Raw genomic sequence first — 21,348 nt, 5'->3', positions numbered from 1 at the left:
CCATGGTTGGGGAGTTAGGCCATCTTGCTTTAATTTGGGTTGCGGTTTCGAGCACGATCACAAGCGTGATCTACGCATGGCAAAAGTGGCACCAGCAGCAATATCCTGGCTCTCTATCCATTGTGGCAAAACTCAACGCAGTCGCTGCACTGCTGAGTTTAGTGGCATTGGGCTACTTGTTTACTTTCGATCAGTTTCATTTTTATTACGTAGCGGCGCATTCCAATTCTGCGTTGCCTCTATTATTTAAAGTCGCGGCAGTATGGGGTGGCCATGAAGGCTCGATGCTGTTTTGGGTCTTTACCTTGGCTCTTTGGTCGGCTTTGATCAGCCAGATAGGAAACATGCCGTGCGCATATCGACAAGACGTGTTATGGCTGATGGGCCTGCTGGTAGCCGCTTTTGCTTGGTTTACACTCCTCACTTCTAATCCGTTTCTCTATTCAGAACAATGGTTGGAACAGGGCAGGGATCTCAATCCGATGTTGCAAGATATCGGCTTGATCTTTCATCCTCCGCTTCTCTATCTCGGATACATTGGCTTTTCGACCGTGTTGACTTTTGCCATAGCCGCCTTGATGCAATCTGAAGTAGAGGAGGCTTGGGTGGCGTTGGCAAGACCATGGGCCACCTTAGCGTGGATGTTTTTGACGCTCGGCATCTTGGTTGGGTCTTGGTGGGCATACAATGAACTCGGTTGGGGTGGCTGGTGGTTTTGGGATCCGGTTGAAAATGCTTCACTGTTGCCATGGCTCACCGGTACCGCGCTCATGCACAGTCTATTGGCTGCCGACAAACATAAACAACAAACGCACACGGCTCTGGCTTTGGCATTGGTGACGTTTAGTTTGAGTATTCTTGGCACTTTTGTTGTTCGCTCGGGCGTGCTGACATCTGTCCATGCGTTTGCAGTAGATCCTGGCAAAGGTGTGGCCCTGCTAGCCATTTTAGCCGTGGTGTTGCTAACGGGTTTTGGTCTGCTACTTGTTCGCTCCGAAAGCGTGCTATCTCATCGTGTTCAGTCGCTCTTTGGAAGGGGTTACTTGGCAGTGTTGGCCGTTGGTCTGCTTTCGATTGCCAGCTTTACTGTGATTCTTGGTACTTTCTATCCCATGGGGTACCAACTGATTACGAGAGGATCGATTTCGGTCGGCGCCCCCTACTTTAACACCCTATTTATGCCGCTTTCGATTATCGCGTTAATGCTACTTGGAATCGCTCCTGTGTTGAAATGGCATCAGGGGAGTGAGGTCAACAGGAACAAAGCTTTGCTCGGTTTTGTTATCAGTACTCTGCTTGGTGTTGTGTGTTATTGGCTTCAAGTTGAGGTCATCTCTTTGGCTGTGGCAGCAGTGTGGGCGTTGGCAATGTGGGTGGCACTGAGTCATTTATGGTTGTCGTTTAGAGTCGGCAAGCTGACCTTTATGATCGCCGCGCATATCGGCTTTGCGATAAGCTGTGTGGGTGCAGTGATGAACGCAGAACACTCATACGAATTGAACAAAAAAATGGCCGCGGGTACACGAGTTGAAATCCCCGATGGCTGGTTAACTTACCGCACTACCGATTGGGTGATTGGCCCCAATTACACTGCTGAGCAAGGCGTGATTGATTTAGTACATCAGGGTCGTCACTACCAACTCACTCCAGAACGCCGCTATTATCCAGTACGTGTGATGAACATGAGTGAGCCTGCGATCAAATCATTTTGGCATGGCGACTACTATCTGACTTTGGCTAGTAAGGTCGACCAGCACTCCTATGCAGTCAAGATACAATATAAGTCGTATATCAGTTGGATATGGGGAGGAGGTCTACTGGCAATGATCGGTGGTCTGCTTTCATTCACGTTCAGACCACGAGAAAAGGTAAGGCATGGTGCTTGCGAGCAAGTTTAGATTGGTGTTACTCATGGTCGGCGTGCTGTGTTTTGTTGCCTTGTTGGTTGCAGGCTTGAACTCGCAAACCAGTGAGGCAGGCGCGATACCTGTGGTGCGCCAGTTTCCTAGCATGGCTGTTGAACAGCTGGAACCTGCACGTGAGGTTAACAGCCTGCAGCTGTTTGATGCTCCATATCAACTGGTTAATGTTTGGGCATCGTGGTGTTCAGTCTGCCGTCAAGAGCATGCTTTTCTGATTCAACTTGCACAAAATAACGTGCCTATCATTGGTTTGAACTATCGAGACCGGGCATCAAGCGCACGTCAGTATCTGGCCAAACTAGGTACGCCTTATCATCGGACCTTGTTTGACCCGGATGGTCGTTTGGCCTTGGACTTGGGGGTGGTGGGGACACCTGAAACCTATCTTGTTAGTCAATCTGGACAGATTGTCTATAAGCATCTTGGTGTGATGAATGAGACGGTATGGCAAAAGCACTTCGCGCGATATTTTTCGCTAGGAGAGAAAAGATGACCTCAAGTCGAGTCAAACGTTATTGGGTATGTTGGTTGTTGTGTATTTGGTCATCATACTCTGTTGCCAATGAGCCATCATTGTTTGTTGCTGCCAGTGCCGAGCCGCAAGTTCGTGTTGAATTATTTGAGTTTCAATCCCTCGATAAGCAAAAACAGGCGATTGAGCTTGCGAAATCCCTCCGTTGTCCTCAGTGTCAAAATCAAAACTTAGTTGAGTCCAACTCACCCATCGCAAAAGATTTGCGCTTAATTGTTTACCAAATGATTGACCAAGGCAGCAGCGAGAAACAAGTCATCGATTTTATGACACAACGTTATGGTGAGTTTGTCCGCTACAAGCCTGAATTTAATCCAAGCAATGCGTTACTTTGGCTATTACCGCTCGCATTGCTGCTAGTGTTCGTTGTGCTTTCTGCCCGTCGAATCAGGCGCAACTAATCCCTCTATTTTGTTGACCACCAAGCTAAAAATTTGATCAACAATTGCGTATTTAGGGTAAAGTGACCAGACCCTAACGAGTAAAGAAAGTTTAATGCGCTACGCAATCGAACAATATGACAAGCATGGTTATTTGAAAGCGCCAAAGCTATTGTGGTTAGGATGGCTGTTACTGGCCAAAGCTTGGGTGGTGTTTGTGGTCGCAGGAGCCAGCCGCGAAAGTGGCAGCAAAATACTGGCGATCATCTATCCCGACCAGAGCATGCTTTACTTGGGCTTAGCCATGGGCGTACCAAGCATACTATTAATGTGGTTATTTGGTCTGCGCGGGCCTGAGCGGCGTGCAATTAATCGTCTTGTTGAGTGGGGCCGTCCGATTACACTCGTCACTGCCTGTGCGCAACTGTCGCAATCGGCCTATCATGTCTACTTGACCCATGGCGCTTTCAGCTGGGCCAATGGTGTGGTGATGTTGCTGCTGCTGTGGTTTATTCTCTACACCATGAATAGTCGCAGTGTCAGAGACAGTTTTATTTCACCGCCAATCGAGTGACAACGCAAGCGATGATCGGCATCAATATACGGATTGCCAAACCTAATACACTGAGCCAAAACAATAAATGAGGAGTAATCATGTCACAGTTTCAAAGCGCCATTCTCCCAGAAGCTGGCCCTTTTGCGCACTATACCTTGCTCAAGGTGACTCAAAACCCACATCAGGTTCTAGAACAACTGCAGGCACTGCCTGCCTTAGTGGATGAGCTGAATGGTCAGCAGCCAGGAGCAGAGTTGACGGTATCTATCGCCTTTAGCAAAGCGTTTTGGCAACAGTTCGAACAAGCCATGCCCAGTGAGTTGATTGATTTCCCTACCTTAGGTGATGGCGAGGTCGTGGCTCCGAGCACTGAGGTAGATGTGCTCATTCATTGTCACTCGAATCGTCACGATTTACATTTTTATTTGCTGCGCAAGTTGATGGAAAGCGTCAGTGAGAGCGTAGCAGTGGTGGATGAAACTTACGGCTACCGCTACCTAGACTCTCGTGACTTAACCGACTTTGTCGATGGTACCGAGAACCCTAAAGCCGAGCAGAGACAGCAGGTGGCGATGGTAGCTGAAGGAGAGTTTGCCGGAGGCAGCTATGTTATGGTGCAGCGTTTTGTGCACAATTTGCCTGCCTGGAATCGCCTTAACGTCTCTGCACAAGAGAAAGTCATTGGCCGCACTAAGCCAGACTCGATTGAACTTGACGATGTACCTGCCGCGTCGCACGTTGGGCGCGTAGATATTAAACAAGAAGGCAAAGGGCTCAAGATTGTTCGCCACAGTTTGCCATACGGCAGTGTCTCTGGAGAGCATGGTCTGCTGTTTATTGCGTATTGCCACACCCTGCACAACTTCACCGCGATGCTCGAGAGTATGTATGGTGTGACCGATGGCAAAACCGATCAGTTACTGCGTTTCACTAAAGCGGTGACAGGGGCCTACTTCTTTGCCCCTTCAGCGCCGATGTTGCAGGCATTAAAACTGAAATAACGAACGCATTGTTAGTCATTTATATTTATGCCGAGCCTGAGTGCTCGGCTTTTTTGTATTTGTGATTAAAGTAATCGCGTTGATGCCGATAAAGAGGGTAACCCTTTGGAGGATCGTTTTATCTATGGCTATTACTGTAAATACCAATGTTTCGGCAATGACTGCGCAGCGACACTTGAGCAATGCGACCGACTTGTTGAATCAATCTCTGGAGAGACTCTCTTCTGGGAATCGGATTAACAGCGCCAAAGATGATGCAGCGGGGCTGCAGATCTCGAATCGTCTTGAGTCGCAAATGAGTGGTCTTGATGTCGCCATGAGAAATGCAAACGACGGCATTTCAATCATGCAGACTGCGGAAGGGGCGATGCAAGAGAGTACTAATATTCTTCAACGAATGCGCGATCTCTCCTTGCAGTCTGCCAATGGTGCCAATAGCCGGGCAGAGCGTGATGCATTACAAGAAGAAATGGCGGCTTTAAACGATGAATTGAACAGAATTGCCGAAACCACCTCTTTTGGTGGTCGAAAACTGCTCAATGGTTCGTTTGCATCCTCTTCTTTTCAGATTGGCGCGAGCTCAGGCGAAGCGGTGCAAGTGTCATTGAAAAACATGCGTTCAGACAGTCTGGATATGGGTGGCTTTAGCTATGTGGCAGCAAACGCGGCAGACAGCGATTGGCAAGTGAGCCAAGACAACCGGATGCTGATGATGCAGTACACCAATGCTCAAGGCCAGCAAGAGACGATCAAGATTGAAGCTAAAGTTGGGGACGACATCGAAGAGTTGGCGACCTACATCAATGGCCAAACCGATAAGGTCTCAGCTTCGGTCAATCAAGATGGCCAGCTGCAAATCTTTATGGCCGGTAAGGAAACGTCGGGGACACTCTCTTTTTCTGGCAGCTTGGCCAATGCGCTGAATATGAATCTAGAGGGGTACGAAGCGGTTGATAATCTGAACATTTCAGATGTTGGCGGTGCGCAGCGAGCAGTGTCTGTTATCGATACTGCACTTAAGTATGTCGACAGTCACCGCGCCGAGCTTGGGGCGATGCAAAACCGCTTTAACCATGCGATCACCAACCTGTCTAATGTCAATGAGAACTTGTCTGCTTCCAATAGCCGTATCAAAGACACCGACTACGCCAAAGAGACGACGCAACTGGTCAAACAGCAAATTCTACAGCAAGTCAGCACTTCGATTTTGGCTCAAGCCAAGCAACAGCCGAACCTGGCCTTAACTTTATTAGGTTAATTCTCAAAAAAGAGAAAGGTATCGACAAGCGTCGGCAAAGCTTTAGCAAAAAAATCGCTTTTTTAATGATTTTTATTTGTTGGTCACGCTTTCTCTTCTAAACCAATTTTTTTCAAAAAATTCTCAAAAAAATACTCAAGGTTTCGAAAATCGTGCCGTTAATAAAAGTAACTTTTGAGAGAACTAGCTTGGTTTTCCGAGACGTCGGAAACCGGAAACATCGGAAAATCAAACGGAGAAATCACCATGGCAGTGAATGTAAATACTAACGTAGCAGCAATGACAGCACAGCGTTACCTAAACAGCGCGAGCAACGCTCAACAAGCTTCAATGGAGCGTTTGTCATCTGGCTTTAAGATCAACAGTGCAAAAGACGATGCAGCGGGTCTACAAATTTCGAACCGCTTGAACGTGCAAAGCCGCGGTCTTGACGTTGCAGTGCGTAACGCGAACGACGGTATCTCTATCGCGCAGACTGCTGAAGGTGCGATGAACGAGACAACTAACATTCTTCAACGTATGCGTGACCTATCGCTACAATCCGCAAACGGTTCAAACTCTAAGTCTGAGCGTGTGGCGATTCAAGAAGAAGTGACAGCACTGAACGATGAACTGAACCGTATCGCAGAAACAACCTCTTTCGGTGGTAACAAACTGCTTAACGGTACGTTCTCGACTAAGTCTTTCCAAATCGGTGCAGACAATGGTGAGGCGGTAATGCTTTCACTTAACGATATGCGCTCTGACAACGTAGGCATGGGTGGTACAAGCTACCAAGCAGCGGAAGGCAAAGACAAAAACTGGACAGTGTCTGCAGGTTCTAACGACCTAGCGATCACTTTGACTGACAAAAACGGTCAAGAGCAAACCATCAATATCAATGCTAAAGAAGGCGACGACATTGAAGAGCTAGCCACTTACATCAACGGTCAAACAGATATGGTGAAAGCCTCTGTCAACGAAGATGGTCAGCTACAAGTGTTTGCTGGTGCGAACAAAGTTGATGGCGCAGTCTCATTCGCTGGTGGTCTAGCAGGTGAGTTGAACATGGGTGAAGGTAAAGCAGTCACTGTAGATACCATCGATGTCACGTCTGTGGGTGGTGCTCAAGAGTCTGTGGCTATCGTTGATGCAGCGCTACAATACGTAGACAGCCACCGCGCGGAGCTGGGTGCATTCCAAAACCGCTTCAACCACGCAATCAACAACTTAGACAACATCAACGAGAATGTGAACGCATCGAAGAGCCGTATCAAAGATACCGACTTCGCGAAAGAGACAACGGCATTGACCAAGTCGCAAATCCTTTCTCAAGCGTCAAGTTCTATCCTTGCGCAAGCCAAACAGGCGCCAAACTCAGCATTGAGCCTACTTGGTTAATCAAAACCCTAAGAAAAAAATCCAGCTTCGGCTGGATTTTTTTGTTTTTAATAACTGATTGATTTTTATTGCAATATTGAGGCTTGAGTAAAAAAGTTGCGAAAAAGTTTAATTTTTCTCTAAAGGTATTTCTCTAGGGGCCGTTACAGGACTGAGAGAAATGAGATGTGTTGATGCGAGGTGAGAGACGCAGAGGCACATCGCCCCAAATGCCTAAGGAGATCAAATATGGCAATTAACGTAAACACGAACGTGTCTGCGATGACTGCTCAGCGCTACCTTAACGGTGCGACTGATGGCATGCAGAAATCGATGGAGCGTCTATCTTCGGGTTACAAAATCAACAGTGCCCGAGATGATGCTGCAGGCCTCCAAATCTCGAATCGCTTAAACTCACAAAGCCGTGGTTTAGACATGGCGGTAAAAAATGCCAACGATGGTATTTCTATCGCTCAAACCGCTGAGGGTGCGATGAATGAAACCACCAACATCCTGCAACGTATGCGCGACTTGGCGTTGCAATCTTCTAACGGCTCTAACTCTCGTTCCGAACGTATTGCTATCCAAGAGGAAGTGACTGCGTTAAATGACGAGCTCAACCGTATTGCTGAAACCACATCGTTTGGTGGTAACAAACTACTTAACGGCACCTTCGGCAGCCAATCTTTCCAAATTGGTGCCAGTTCGGGTGAGGCGGTTCAGCTTTCTATGGGGAACATGCGTTCTGACACCATGGAGATGGGCGGTAAGGCGTACATTGCGCAAGAAGGCAAATCACCAGACTGGACAGTCTCTGAAGGCACGACAGACCTGACTCTAAGCTATACTGATGTACATGGTGAGGCGAAAGAGTTAACGATCAATGCCAAAGCTGGCGACGATATGGAGCAGCTTGCTACCTACATTAACGGTCAAAGTGATGACGTTAAGGCTTCTGTTGGCGAAGAGGGCAAACTTCAGCTGTTTGCAGCCTCAAACAAGGTTGCGACAGAGGTGGCGATCGGTGGTGGACTTGGCGGTGAAATCGGTTTCGGTGCAGCGCAAGATAGAACCGTGGCAGATGTTGATGTGACATCGGTAGCAGGCTCGCAACTTGCAGTGTCTGTCATTGATGGTGCGTTAAAAACGGTCGACAGTCAGCGCGCTGAGTTAGGTGCATTCCAAAACCGTTTTGGGCACGCAATCAGCAACCTGGACAACATCAACGAGAACGTGAATGCGTCTCGTAGCCGAATCGTGGATACTGACTACGCGAAAGAAACCACCGCGATGACTAAATCGCAGATTCTTCAGCAGGCCAGTACCTCTGTTCTAGCGCAAGCTAAGCAGTCTCCGTCGGCAGCTCTTAGCTTATTAGGTTAATCGATAGGTTCGATTGGAGCTTATTGGTACAACGTTATGTTGTGACCTGCTAAGGTGGAAGGGAGATCGTTATGGAAATACCATCCTACACATCGAACATCCAGCCTTATGGCTCAGAAAGTGGCACTAAACTTGCTTCAAAGTACGATGGTGTACAGCAAGTTTCCTCACCAAAGGAACAGGTCTCTACTGCGGAGATAAGCGAGAAAGCAACTCAGACCGTTGAAAAAGCGATAGAAGCCTCGAAAGAGCGTGAAAAGCTAAATCGGGAAGAGCGCGAAAGGATCGTACAACAGATGAATGATTTCATCTCGTCGATCAACAAGGGCTTATCATTTCGCGTCGACGAAGAGTCGGGCAGAGATGTTGTGACAATTTATGAGGCGGATACTGGCGATATTATTCGACAGATTCCCGATGAGGAAATGTTGGAGATCCTAAGACGACTGCGAGAGCAAACGGCTCGTTACTCGTCTGGACTGGTCAACCAAATGGTGTAATCGTACTTGGAGTGAATGAATGAGTTTTGGGCCAATAGGCATGAATTCTGGCATGGATATCAATTCTATGGTCAGCAAAATTGTTGATGCGGAGCGTGTTCCTAAACAGCAACGCATTGACAATGAGCGGACTGAAATTGATTCCAGTATCAGTGCCTATGGACGACTCAGAGAGTCGCTGGATACGATGAAAAACTTAATGGCAAGCTTTCGACAAGAGAAAGCTTTTGCCGCGAGAACCGTGGAATCTACCGATGAAGCGGTCGTGTCCGCGACAGCAACCACTGAAGCTATCGCTGGTCGATATGCTATCGATGTGTTGCAGCTTGCCCAAAGTCATAAAATTGCGTCTGATGTTCTACCAGAAGACGCGAAATTTGGCCCGGGCAAGCTGCAGATTTCACTTGGCAGCAAAGACTTTTCCGTCAATATTCAAGATAACTCGAAACTGATCGACATTGTTCGAGGTATCAATAACAGCAAATCAAATCCAGGGGTTCGCGCCGCTGTCATCAATGACGTCGACGGCCCTCGTCTCATCGTTGCTTCTAATGTGTCAGGGTCAGACAACGACATCTCTGTGCGTGTTGAGGCTCAGCCAGGCGACGCACTCAAAAATCTAGAATACAAAACACTGGAGCAACGAGTAAAAGATCTCGAGCGCGCGCGCGCCGCGGCTCAAGAACTGATCGCTCCTTTAAATCCCGCTGAGAAAAAAGTTGCCGATAAGATCGCGCAGAAAATCATCGATGCGGCAAAGGTTGTCGATCAAGAAATCGCTCAAACGTCAAAACAGGCGGCAATGGATGTCGATCCGAATGCCGCTAAAGACGCAACGCCGGGCAACGATATTTCAAATGCCGCTACCGCGGCCGCCGCGAAAGCGGGTATTGAAGCCAACAAATACCTTAAACCTTCAGAAAGAATTCCTGGCTGGACCGAGACGGCATCGGGCACCTTGTTAGACTCGTACTGGGAACCAGAACCGGAGCTTGACGGGAAAGCGCTGGAAAAAGCGCCGGATGTGCCGGGGTGGACCAATACAGCGTCGGGTACATTAACGGACTCTTATGTCACGCCAAAAGAAGCGCAAGCTAAGCTAGAGGCTGCTAAAGCCCGTCTCGAACAGCAAGTGGCAAAAGAGCAGGAGATACTCGCTAAGCGTGTTGAATCTGGTGAGCTGACTCCTGAGCAAGCGAAACAGCTTGAGCGGGCAAAACTGCCGCCCGAGGAGCGAGAGTACCTGGATCGAATCGATCAAGCTCAACGCGATCTCGAAGCGGCGCAGCAGTCGTTTGACACATATCGCGGCATGACTGAAGTGCAATCGGCGCAAGATGCCAAAGTGTTGCTCGATGGCGTCGCGCAGCTTTCCAGTAGCAACAATATTATTGAAGACGCCATTGATGGCGTTGACTTAACTCTCAAAGGCCGTTCCGAACCAGGTAAAGCCCCGTCTGAGATTGATATCGAATATGACCGTCAAGGTGTACGTGAAGACATTGAACAGTTTGTCGCAGCGTACAATCAGTTCTATCGAGTCAGTAAAGAGCTGTCTGGGGTCGACCCTCGCACCGGGATGGCGGGGCCATTGGCGGGTGATAGTATCGTCCGCAGCGCAGACTCCCGACTAAAAGCGGTGTTTTCTCAACGAGTAGAGCCCGCACCGGAAGATCTTAAAACCTTGACTGAGTTTGGTATTACTACGACTCGTCAAGGGGATCTGGAAATCAACTACGATATGCTCGATAAGCAGCTCAACAACAACTTCAATAAGCTGGCCGATTTCTTTGGCGGCAACCAAGGCTTTGCGAAAAAGGTTGAGGATGCGATACAGGGTTTAACCGGCGTCACCGGGTCGATTCGAAACCGCGAGCGTAGTATGGTGGAGCGTAACTACCGTCTTCAAGATGATCAGGCGGCACTGGATCGCCGTATGGACAACTTAGAAAAGCGTACTCACGCCAAATTTACGGCGATGCAGGATGCAACGAGTAAAATGCAATCACAGCTGGCGGGAATGATGAATGCCCTTGGATAAGGAGATTGCGGGTCAACTTGATGCTTTGAGTGATGTAGATCACGAAATTGAGCTCGCTTTGGCCGCAACGGAGCTAAGCGTTGAAGATATCGCGCGCCTAGTCGATATAAGGGAACAGATATTGCAAAGTTTACTGGAAGCGCTACAGGCGCATCCAGAGCTGAGTTGCTCACAACAGTGGCAAGATGCCGTTCAACGAACGCAAACTGTTGTGGCGACGATGCAGGATAAGACTGCTGAATTTGGTCAAGCGTTACAGAAATACCGTCATGGTAAACGTTCGGTTCAGCAGTATCAGAAGTTTTTATAAATTAAGAGGTTTGTTATGCGTGGTTCACTACAGGCTTACAAGAAGGTATCGGTTGATAGCCAGCTCAGTGCGGCCTCCCCGCATAAAATTGTTCAAATGCTAATGGCTGGGGCCATCGAACGTTTGATTCAAGGCAAAGCGGCGATGCTTGCAGGGAACATTCCTGTCAAAGGTGAGCGTCTTGGCAAAGCGCTCGATATTGTGATCAGTCTTCGCAGCTGCCTGTCGATGGATGATGGTGGTGATATCGCTCAAAATCTTGATCAGTTATACGAGTTCATGATTACTCAAATTACCGAAGCGAATCACCAAAATGATCCACAACCGATCGACGACGTGATAGAAATTATTCGTGAAATAAAATCTGCATGGGATCAAATTCCAAGCGAATACCATAATTTGACCGCCGCGGATGTGGGCTTATAAGTAAAACCTAATAAAGTGGTTAATTATTGAACTGTGGGGCTTTTTAGTCACGGATCGCTTTTGGGCTAACATCACATCAAGCAATCGCTTGGTTGCCATATTTTTTTTATCAAATAGAATAGAAGCCACTAACTAGCCTAGTGGCTTTTTTTGTTGCTGAATTTTTATCCATTGTCTAGCGAGCTTTCTCAACTATAGTTATCTGTAACGCTAGAAACATAAACCAGCCACAACGTTGAATAATAAAGGCAAACTATCTCACCTATGCAAGGTTTAGCAAAACTACTTGTGATTGAAGATGATGCACAAGCTCGTACCAATCTCAGTACTATTTTAGAATTTGTTGGAGAACAATGTGAGGCGGTCTGCTCGGATCAGCTGGCCAGTATCGATTGGTCGCAAGTATGGGCTGGATGTATCCTGGGTTCCCTTAATGGCGAGCAGCTTCCTGTCGAATTGAGCCAACAACTCGCCCAAGCCAACCATATTCCTTTGTTGATTGCGGGTAAGCATTCTTATCCTGTTGAAGAGCTGACAAACTATGTCGGTGATCTTGAGTACCCTCTTAACTATCCGCAATTAAGTGAAGCGCTCCGTCATTGTAAGGATTTCCTTGGCCGCAAAGGGGTCAATGTCCTTTCCTCTTCACGTAAAAATACCCTGTTTCGCAGTTTGGTGGGGCAGAGTCTTGGCATTAAAGATGTTCGCCATCTTATCGAACAGGTGTCTGGTACCGAAGCCAATGTTCTTATCCTTGGTGAATCAGGAACGGGTAAAGAGGTTGTGGCACGCAATATCCATTATCATTCCGCGCGCCGCAATGGTCCATTTGTACCAATCAACTGTGGAGCGATACCTGCGGATTTGCTTGAAAGTGAACTGTTTGGTCACGAAAAAGGGGCGTTTACTGGGGCGATCACCTCGCGTAAAGGGCGCTTTGAGTTGGCCGAAGGTGGCACACTGTTTTTGGATGAAATTGGCGATATGCCAATGCCGATGCAAGTGAAGCTGCTGCGTGTGTTGCAAGAGCGCTGTTTTGAACGCGTCGGGGGTAATACCACTATTCGTGTCAACGTACGCGTGATTGCGGCGACTCACCGAAATCTTGAGTCTATGATTGACGACGAATCATTCCGTGAAGACTTATACTACCGACTGAATGTGTTCCCGATAGAGATGCCGGCACTGCGTGAGCGTAAAGAAGACATTCCGCTGCTGCTTCAAGAGTTGATGACCAGAATGGAGTCGGAAGGGGCACAGCCAATCTGCTTTACACCTCGCTCGATAAACTCCCTAATGGAGCACGAGTGGCCGGGCAACGTCCGTGAACTGGCCAACCTAGTTGAGCGGATGATCATTCTTTATCCCAACAGTCTGGTTGATGTGAATCATTTACCGACTAAGTATCGTTATAGTGATATTCCTGAATTCCAGCCTGAGTATCACAGCCGCGAATCGGTTGAAGAACAAGAGCGTGACGCTCTGCAAGACATCTTCTCTGAGGATTTCAGTTTTGAGTCGAATGACGTATTTGAGCAACATGAAAATGCGCCGCAAAGCCTGCCTCCTGAAGGGGTTAACTTGAAAGAGATGTTAGCCGAGTTGGAAGTGAATATGATCAATCAAGCATTAGACGCCCAAGGGGGCGTGGTGGCGCGGGCCGCTGATATGTTGGGTATGCGTCGTACCACTTTGGTTGAGAAGATGCGCAAGTACAATTTGCAGCGGTAAGTGTTCAAATATTGACTGTCAATTTACCGACTTAAGATTAAGTGATTGAAAAATAACAACAATAGCCTGGCGTGCTTTTTGCATTACAGGCTATTGTAGTTTTTAAGGCAGAAATACGTCATGCATTCAACACCACCTACAGATAACCCAACACCACTCGGTACTCTGGAGCAACAAGTCGAACGTTACCAACAGGTATTGGATGTGATGCCTGCTGGCGTTATTTTGCTTGATACTCAGGGCACGGTGCAGGAAGCTAACCCAGAAGCACAGCGTTTGTTGGAGTTGCCTCTGGTGGGAGACAAATGGTTTGAAGTCATTCAACAAGCGTTTGCGCCGCGTGAAGACGATGGCCATGAGATTTCCCTGCGCAATGGGCGAAAAGTTCGTTTGGCTATCTCTGCATCAACCACAGGGCAGTTAATTCTGATCACTGACCTGACAGAAACTCGATTGTTGCAATCTCGGATCAGTGACTTGCAGCGCTTGTCTTCGCTCGGACGTATGGTAGCGTCACTCGCTCACCAAGTGCGCACCCCTTTGTCGAGTGCGATGTTGTATGCCTCAAACCTCGCTGCGCCCAATTTGCCCGCCGCAACCAAAGACCGCTTTCAAACCAAGTTGATGGATCGCTTGCACGATCTTGAAAAACAGGTCAACGACATGCTGTTGTTTGCCAAAGGAGGCGATAACAAAGTGGTTAAGCCTTTCACCGTCGAGGCGTTGATTGCTGAGTTCTCTCCGATGATTGAAACCGCCTTAAAAACCAACCAAATTGATTATCACCTCGAAGTCGAACAGGAGCAGACACAACTGCTTGGTAATGCCAATGCGATTGCTTCTGCACTGAGCAATTTGGTGATGAATGCAATTCAAATCGCCGGTAAAGGGTCGCAACTGGACGTGTTTTGTCGTCCGGTCAATGGCGAGCTGCGAATTTCGGTCCAAGATAGCGGACCTGGCGTACCACCTGAGTTGCAAAACAAAATTATGGAACCTTTCTTCACCACTCGTTCTCAAGGCACGGGGCTGGGACTCGCGGTCGTACAAATGGTATGTCGCGCCCATGAAGGTAGGTTAGAACTGATTTCAGAACAGGGAGAAGGGGCGTGCTTTACTATGTGCCTACCGCTAGAACGTCGCCCTGATGTTGAACAAGAACCAATCACTGGAGAATGACAATGGCTCAAAGTAAGGTCCTAATAGTAGAAGATGATGAAGGTCTACGTGAGGCTCTGGTCGATACATTAGCGCTGGCGGGTTACGAGTGGCTCGAAGCTGATAGCGCTGAAGATGCCTTAGTCAAACTCAAATCAAACAGTGTCGACATTGTTGTTTCTGACGTGCAAATGGCAGGTATGGGCGGCTTAGCTCTGCTGCGCAGCATTAAGCAACATTGGCCTAACTTACCTGTATTGCTGATGACGGCGTACGCCAACATCGAAGATGCGGTATCAGCGATGAAAGATGGAGCGATTGACTACATGGCCAAGCCGTTTGCGCCAGAAGTGTTGCTTAATATGGTCAGCCGCTATGCCCCAGTAAAATCCGATGATAACGGCGACGCGGTCGTGGCCGATGAAAAAAGTATTAAGTTATTGGCGCTGGCCGACAAAGTTGCCAAAACCGATGCCAGTGTGATGGTGTTGGGTCCAAGCGGTTCGGGAAAAGAGGTGATGTCTCGCTACATCCACAACGCATCGAATCGCAAAGATGGACCATTTGTGGCGATCAACTGTGCTGCCATTCCTGACAACATGCTCGAAGCGACCCTGTTTGGCTACGAAAAAGGGGCGTTCACGGGAGCGGTACAAGCGTGCCCAGGTAAGTTCGAGCAAGCGCAAGGGGGGACCATTTTGTTGGACGAAATCAGCGAAATGGACCTGAACCTACAAGCAAAATTATTGCGCGTTTTGCAAGAGCGTGAGGTTGAGCGCTTAGGCAGTAGAAAAAGCGTTAAGCTTGATGTGCGGGTATTGGCGACCAGTAACCGCGATCTTAAGCAGTACGTTCAAGAAGGCAATTTCCGCGAAGATTTATACTACCGACTCAATGTTTTCCCAATTACATGGCCGGCGCTGAGTGAGCGTCAGGGTGATATCGAACCATTGGCTAATCACTTAGTTGAGCGCCATTGCCAAAAACTGGGTCTACCCGTTCCGACGCTATCACCACAAGCGGTGGCTAAACTTTTGGCGTATCCATGGCCAGGTAACGTTCGCGAGCTCGACAATGTGGTACAGCGCGCGTTGATCCTCAGTGAAAATGGCCACATTGAGGCCGGACATATCCTACTTGAAGGACTGGATTGGCAAGACGCCTCAGGCTTACAAGTGGCGGTAGAAAACAGCGACAGCGCCGTGGCGCCTGACGTTAAGCCAATCGCAGAAGCGACAAAAAATGTGACCTCAGGCAGTGGCCTTGGCGGTGAGCTCAGAGACCAAGAATTTGCCATCATCCTCGAAACGCTAGAGGAGTGTAATGGTCGCCGCAAAGAGATGGCCGAAAAACTCGGCATAAGTCCACGAACTTTGCGCTACAAGTTAGCAAAAATGCGTGATGCTGGGATTGATATTCCAAACTAACGTGTTATTTTCCCTATCAACCGACGTGGCACGAGGATTGCAGCGTCATAAGTCCAGCACATGAATATGTCAAAGAGTTGACAACCGAGGTTTTGATGAGAGTTGATGGTTTTCAAAGTGAAATGCAAGCAATGATGTTCGAAGCAAGCGGTACTAAACCAGCGGCGACAGGACAAGCTGTCGGTGCCGACTTTGGTCAGCTGCTCAACAATGCCATCAATAACGTCAATAGTCTTTCAAAAACCTCGAGTGATCTGCAAATGCGTTTTGATCGCGGTGATGCCGATGTCTCTCTTTCTGACGTGATGATCGCGAGAAACAAATCCAGTGTCGCTTTTGAAGCAACAATTCAAGTACGCAACAAGCTGGTGGAAGCGTACAAAGAATTGATGAACATGCCGGTTTAAGTAGTTAGGTAAAGTCTGTGGCAGAGCAAAATCAATCAACGGATCTGGCAGTTGCCGATGGCGGCGCAGATAGCGCAATGCTGGCAACAACCGATCTCGACACCAATGTCCAGAATCCTGATCTGGACGAAAAGAGCAGTTCGAAGTTTGACATGGCCGTCGGTGATCTCGACTTGCTGCGTCAAGTGGTATTGGTTCTGTCTATCTCCATCTGTGTTGCGCTTATTGTAATGCTGTTTTTCTGGGTTAAAGAGCCAGAGATGCGCCCATTGGGTGCCTATGAAACAGAAGAGCTGATCCCTATTCTTGACTACCTTGACCAGCAAAAACTCGAATACAAACTTGATGGCAACACCATTTTGGTCCCTGCCAGTGATTACAACAGCCTGAAACTCGACATGGTGCGTGCAGGCTTGAATCAGGAGCGACAAGCCGGCGACGAAATTCTGTTGCAAGATATGGGATTCGGTGTGTCTCAGCGTCTAGAGCAAGAACGCTTGAAGTTGAGCCGTGAGCGCCAGTTGTCGAAAGCAATTGAAGAGATGAAGCAAGTGCGTAAAGCGCGCGTGCTGCTTGCGCTACCTAAACAGAGTGTGTTCGTTCGTCATAACCAAGAAGCGTCTGCTTCGGTATTTTTAACCCTCAAAACTGGCACTAACTTAAAGCAAGAAGAAGTCGACTCTGTGGTTGATATGGTGGCCAGTGCGGTGCCGGGCATGAAACCCAATCGCATCACAGTGACTGACCAACACGGTCGTTTACTCAGCTCAGGCTCGCAAGACCCAGCCTCTGCGGCTCGCCGCAAAGAGCACGAATTGGAGCGCAAACAAGAGCAAGCGCTGCGTGAAAAAATCGACTCAGTATTGATTCCTATTTTGGGCTTTGGCAACTATACCGCGCAAGTGGACATTGAGCTTGATTTCAGTGCGGTCGAGCAAACACGCAAAAGCTTTGACCCAAATACCCCTGCCACACGTAGTGAATACACGCTCGAAGACTACAACAACGGCAATGTGGTTGCAGGTGTGCCAGGCGCGCTGAGTAACCAGCCGCCAGCGGATGCGTCTATCCCTCAAGATGTGGCGCAAATGAAAGATGGAAGTCTTCTCGGGCAAGGTTCGGTGCACAAAGAGGCAACGCGTAACTTTGAACTCGACACCACCATCAGTCATGAACGTCGACAAACCGGTATCGTCAATCGTCAAACTGTTGCTGTAGCGGTGAAGAACCGTGCCATGGTTAACCCTGATACCGGCGAAACCAGCTATGAGCCGATTTCTGATGCTGAGCTAAACTCTATTAAACAGCTGTTGGTGGGTACTGTCGGTTTCAATGAAGCTCGTGGCGATTTGCTCAACGTGCTTAGCATGCAGTTCGCAGAGCCGGAAGTTGAGGTTCTGGCGGATGTGCCAATTTGGGAACATCCAAACTTCAACGATTGGATTCGTTGGTTTGCGAGTGCGCTAGTGATTATCGTGGTGGTGTTAGTCTTGGTTCGCCCAGCAATGAAGAAACTGCTCAACCCTGCTTCAGATGAAGACGAGCAGCTGTACGGCCCTGATGGCTTGCCAATCGGTGTTGATGGTGAAACAAGCTTAATCGGCGGTGATTTAGATGGTGGCGAGTTGTTTGAGTTTGGCTCAAGTATTGACTTGCCTAATTTACACAAAGATGAAGACGTGCTGAAAGCGGTTCGTGCGCTGGTTGCTAATGAACCAGAACTTGCAGCACAAGTTGTGAAGAATTGGATGCAAGATGCCTAACGAAATAGTCCCCCAGGGTGAAGGCGGTGAAGTGATCGAAAACACCGTCGATATTGCCAGTATTCCGGGCGAAGAGCGCGCGGCGATCTTATTATTGAGTCTCAACGAAGAAGATGCAGCGGGCATTATTCGTCACCTAGAGCCGAAACAGGTGCAACGTGTGGGTAGTGCCATGGCACGTGCGGCGGATTTGAGCCAAGAGAAAGTGGGCGCTGTCCACCGTGCCTTTTTGGAAGATATCCAGAAATACACCAACATCGGTATGGGTAGCGAAGACTTTATGCGTAATGCCCTAGTCGCGGCGTTAGGTGAAGATAAAGCCAACAACCTGGTTGACCAAATCCTACTGGGTACTGGCTCGAAAGGTCTGGACTCTTTGAAATGGATGGACCCACGTCAGGTGGCGAGTATCATCATTAACGAGCACCCACAGATTCAAACCATCGTGCTTTCCTACTTGGAGCCCGATCAATCCGCAGAAATTCTCTCGCAGTTTGCTGAGCGTGATCGTTTAGACCTGATGATGCGTATCGCCAACCTTGAAGAAGTTCAACCGTCAGCACTGGCTGAGCTGAACGAGATCATGGAGAAGCAGTTCGCCGGTCAAGCGGGTGCTCAAGCAGCGAAAATTGGTGGCCTGAAAGCGGCCGCCGAGATCATGAACTATATGGACAACAACGTCGAAGGCATCTTGATGGAGCAAATCCGCGATCAAGACGAAGACATGGCGACCCAGATTCAGGATCTGATGTTCGTGTTCGAAAACTTGATCGAGGTCGACGACCAAGGTATCCAGAAGCTGCTGCGCGATGTGCCACAAGACGCCTTGCAGCGTGCACTGAAAGGCGCGGACGATGCACTGCGCGACAAGATCTTCAAGAACATGTCCAAGCGTGCAGCTGAGATGATGCGTGATGACCTAGAAGCCATGCCGCCAATTAAAGTATCGGACGTTGAAGCAGCGCAGAAAGAAGTATTGGCTGTGGCACGTCGTATGGCGGATTCTGGTGAAATCATGCTGGGCGGCGGCGCAGATGAATTCCTGTAAGCTAAGTAACTAAGGTCTGTATGTCTTTGGAAAGAAAGCGCGGTTTTTTACGATTAGACAATGACGAGCAGGTCGAAAAACCTGAGCGTTGGGGTATGCCTGACTATACGGCGCAAACCCACGGTCAAGCCAAAGAAACGGCGATGAACTATGACCCGAGCTGGATGCCAATTGCCGAGCCGGCCCAAGAAGAAGCCCCTAAAGCGCTGAGCGAAGATGAAATTGAACTGATCAAGCAACAAGCTTATCAGGAGGGGCTTCATCAAGGACAAGAAGCGGGTTTCAAGCAAGGTTACGACAAAGGTAAACAGCAAGGTTTTGACGAAGGCAAGCAAGAGGGCGTAGAAGCAGGCAAAGTTGAAGGCGTTGCGGCTGGGCAAGAGTTTATTCAGCAGCAAGTGAAAACCTTTGTCAATCTCGCCAATCAGTTTGCACAACCCCTTGAGCTAATGAATGCTCAAGTCGAAAAACAGCTGGTCGATATGGTACTGACTTTGGTGAAAGAGGTGGTCCATGTTGAAGTGCAAACCAATCCTCAGGTGGTACTCGATACCATCAAACAATCGGTAGAGTCTCTGCCGATCTCGGGCCATGCTATTACCCTCAAACTCCATCCTGACGATGTGGAAATTATTCGTTCTTCCTACGGTGAGGAACAACTTGAGTTCCGCAATTGGACGTTAATGAGCGAACCTGCGCTTAACCGCGGTGATGTGCAAATCGAAGCGGGTGAGTCGAGTGTCAACTACCGGATGGAAGATCGAATTCGTAGCGTTATTCAAAGCTTTTGTGGAGTCAATCGTCACCAAGGTGGTGAGTAATGCTGGCGCTGGCGGAACGTCTCTCTCAATACAAAACCCAAGGTTTAACTTGCCGACCTGTTGCGTCCGGTAAATTAGTGCGTGTGGTCGGCTTGACGTTGGAAGCGACTGGCTGCCGCGCGCCTATCGGCAGCTTGTGCAAGGTTGAAACCATGCATGGCGAGATGGAAGCGGAAGTGGTCGGTTTTTCTGGTGACAATCTCTATCTGATGCCAAGCGAGCAGATCACTGGGGTACTACCGGGGGCCAAAGTAACGCCGATGACCAGTGAATCTGGACTGCCGGTCGGAATGGAGCTGCTTGGCCGTGTTATTGATGGGGTCGGCAATCCTCTCGATGGTCTTGGCCCTATTTATACTGAGCAGCGCGCCTCGTTCAACGCCGAGCCGATTAACCCGCTAGCACGCAAACCCATTTCTGAACCTTTGGATGTCGGTATCAAAGCCATCAACGGCTTATTAACGGTGGGCAAAGGCCAGCGTATTGGCCTATTTGCCGGCTCCGGTGTCGGTAAGTCGGTCACTTTAGGCATGATGACTCGTGGTACCACCGCTCAGGTGGTGGTGGTTGGACTGATCGGTGAACGTGGCCGAGAGGTTAAAGAGTTTATCGAAGAGATCTTAGGTGTCGATGGTCGTCAGCGTTCGGTAGTGGTCGCGGCGCCAGCAGACTCCTCGCCGCTGATGCGTTTGAAAGGTTGTCAAACCGCACTCACGATTGCCGAATATTTTCGCGACCAAGGTTTGGACGTGTTACTACTCATGGACTCACTAACACGTTTTGCTCAAGCTCAACGTGAGATTGCGCTTTCAGTGGGTGAGCCGCCAGCCACCAAAGGTTATCCACCTTCGGTTTTTGCCAAGCTACCGGCTTTGGTCGAGCGCGCCGGCAACGGTAACCCCGATCAAGGTTCGATTACCGCTTTTTTCACCGTATTGACCGAAGGTGACGATCTGCAAGACCCAATCGCGGATGCCTCGCGAGCGATACTCGACGGTCACGTCGTGCTATCGCGTGAAATGGCCGACGCAGGCCACTATCCTGCAATTGATGTAGAAAAATCGGTCAGCCGTGTCATGCCACAGATTACCTCTGAAGAGCACATATTGATGTCTAAAGCGGTGAGACAGGTACTGTCGATTTGCCGCAAGAATCAAGACTTGGTTTCAATCGGTGCCTACAAACCCGGTACCGATCCGGCGATTGATGGGGCGTTTACCCTCAAGCCGAAACTCGACAGCTACTTACAGCAAAGCATGAAAGAGACCGTTCCGTACGACATGTGTGTCAACATGTTGCGCAACCTGCTGCATGGGGAAGGGTAA

20 protein-coding genes are annotated in these 21,348 nt (G+C 48.9%); all 20 read left to right on the top strand.

Annotated elements, in window-relative coordinates:
* Positions 1-2: 2 nt before the first annotated feature.
* Entirely contained in the window at positions 3-1,898 is a 1,896-nt protein-coding gene (locus MTO69_RS09530; RefSeq protein ID WP_248328686.1) for a heme lyase CcmF/NrfE family subunit, read from the top strand.
* Positions 1,876-2,415, top strand: coding sequence for a DsbE family thiol:disulfide interchange protein (locus MTO69_RS09525; RefSeq protein ID WP_248328684.1), 540 nt, complete (start codon positions 1,876-1,878; stop codon positions 2,413-2,415). The genes MTO69_RS09530 and MTO69_RS09525 overlap by 23 nt, the downstream gene beginning before the upstream one ends.
* Entirely contained in the window at positions 2,412-2,855 is a 444-nt protein-coding gene (gene nrfF, locus MTO69_RS09520; protein WP_248328682.1) for a heme lyase NrfEFG subunit NrfF, read from the top strand. Before MTO69_RS09525 ends, nrfF begins: the two co-directional genes overlap by 4 nt.
* Positions 2,856-2,949: 94 nt before the next feature.
* On the top strand, positions 2,950-3,408 hold the full coding sequence (locus tag MTO69_RS09515) for a DUF2919 domain-containing protein (protein WP_248328680.1): 459 nt from the start codon (positions 2,950-2,952) through the stop codon (positions 3,406-3,408).
* Positions 3,409-3,488: 80 nt separating this feature from the next.
* A complete protein-coding gene (locus tag MTO69_RS09510; RefSeq protein WP_248328678.1) occupies positions 3,489-4,391 on the top strand; it encodes a Dyp-type peroxidase in 903 nt (300 codons plus the stop codon).
* 124 nt (positions 4,392-4,515) lie between these two features.
* Positions 4,516-5,649, top strand: coding sequence for a flagellin (locus tag MTO69_RS09505; RefSeq protein WP_248328675.1), 1,134 nt, complete (start codon positions 4,516-4,518; stop codon positions 5,647-5,649).
* Positions 5,650-5,895: 246 nt separating this feature from the next.
* Positions 5,896-7,029: a flagellin gene (locus MTO69_RS09500; RefSeq protein ID WP_248328673.1), complete on the top strand. Its 1,134-nt coding sequence runs from the start codon at positions 5,896-5,898 to the stop codon at positions 7,027-7,029.
* Positions 7,030-7,257: 228 nt separating this feature from the next.
* A complete protein-coding gene (locus tag MTO69_RS09495; RefSeq protein ID WP_248328671.1) occupies positions 7,258-8,391 on the top strand; it encodes a flagellin in 1,134 nt (377 codons plus the stop codon).
* Between the two features lie 71 nt (positions 8,392-8,462).
* Entirely contained in the window at positions 8,463-8,891 is a 429-nt protein-coding gene (gene flaG, locus MTO69_RS09490; protein ID WP_248328669.1) for a flagellar protein FlaG, read from the top strand.
* Positions 8,892-8,910: 19 nt separating this feature from the next.
* Entirely contained in the window at positions 8,911-10,932 is a 2,022-nt protein-coding gene (gene fliD, locus MTO69_RS09485; protein WP_248328667.1) for a flagellar filament capping protein FliD, read from the top strand.
* Positions 10,919-11,242: a flagellar protein FliT gene (locus MTO69_RS09480; RefSeq protein ID WP_248328665.1), complete on the top strand. Its 324-nt coding sequence runs from the start codon at positions 10,919-10,921 to the stop codon at positions 11,240-11,242. Before fliD ends, MTO69_RS09480 begins: the two co-directional genes overlap by 14 nt.
* A 15-nt stretch (positions 11,243-11,257) precedes the next feature.
* Positions 11,258-11,668, top strand: a complete 411-nt coding sequence (gene fliS, locus MTO69_RS09475) for a flagellar export chaperone FliS (RefSeq protein ID WP_248328663.1) — start codon at positions 11,258-11,260, stop codon at positions 11,666-11,668.
* 264 nt (positions 11,669-11,932) lie between these two features.
* The gene (locus MTO69_RS09470; protein ID WP_248328661.1) at positions 11,933-13,399 is read left to right on the top strand and encodes a sigma-54 dependent transcriptional regulator; all 1,467 of its coding nucleotides are present in this window, start codon (positions 11,933-11,935) and stop codon (positions 13,397-13,399) included.
* Positions 13,400-13,519: 120 nt separating this feature from the next.
* A complete protein-coding gene (locus MTO69_RS09465) occupies positions 13,520-14,578 on the top strand; it encodes a sensor histidine kinase (protein ID WP_248328659.1) in 1,059 nt (352 codons plus the stop codon).
* A gap of 2 nt (positions 14,579-14,580) precedes the next feature.
* Positions 14,581-15,984 carry a sigma-54-dependent transcriptional regulator gene (locus tag MTO69_RS09460; protein WP_248328657.1) on the top strand — a complete coding sequence of 468 codons (1,404 nt, stop codon included), beginning with the start codon at positions 14,581-14,583 and terminating at the stop codon, positions 15,982-15,984.
* Positions 15,985-16,079: 95 nt separating this feature from the next.
* Positions 16,080-16,391, top strand: coding sequence for a flagellar hook-basal body complex protein FliE (gene fliE / locus MTO69_RS09455; protein ID WP_248328655.1), 312 nt, complete (start codon positions 16,080-16,082; stop codon positions 16,389-16,391).
* Positions 16,392-16,408: 17 nt separating this feature from the next.
* Positions 16,409-18,154: a flagellar basal-body MS-ring/collar protein FliF gene (gene fliF / locus MTO69_RS09450; protein ID WP_248328653.1), complete on the top strand. Its 1,746-nt coding sequence runs from the start codon at positions 16,409-16,411 to the stop codon at positions 18,152-18,154.
* A complete protein-coding gene (gene fliG / locus MTO69_RS09445; RefSeq protein WP_248328651.1) occupies positions 18,147-19,202 on the top strand; it encodes a flagellar motor switch protein FliG in 1,056 nt (351 codons plus the stop codon). Before fliF ends, fliG begins: the two co-directional genes overlap by 8 nt.
* Before the next feature lie 20 nt (positions 19,203-19,222).
* Positions 19,223-20,023 carry a flagellar assembly protein FliH gene (gene fliH / locus MTO69_RS09440; RefSeq protein ID WP_248328649.1) on the top strand — a complete coding sequence of 267 codons (801 nt, stop codon included), beginning with the start codon at positions 19,223-19,225 and terminating at the stop codon, positions 20,021-20,023.
* Complete coding sequence (gene fliI / locus MTO69_RS09435; protein WP_248328647.1) at positions 20,023-21,348, top strand: flagellar protein export ATPase FliI; 1,326 nt, start codon at positions 20,023-20,025, stop codon at positions 21,346-21,348. The genes fliH and fliI overlap by 1 nt, the downstream gene beginning before the upstream one ends.

The organism is Vibrio sinaloensis (assembly GCF_023195835.1).
Taxonomy (GTDB): domain Bacteria; phylum Pseudomonadota; class Gammaproteobacteria; order Enterobacterales; family Vibrionaceae; genus Vibrio; species Vibrio sinaloensis_C.
Note: the sequence above shows the minus strand (reverse complement) of the source record. Positions and strands in the feature narration are given on the sequence as shown.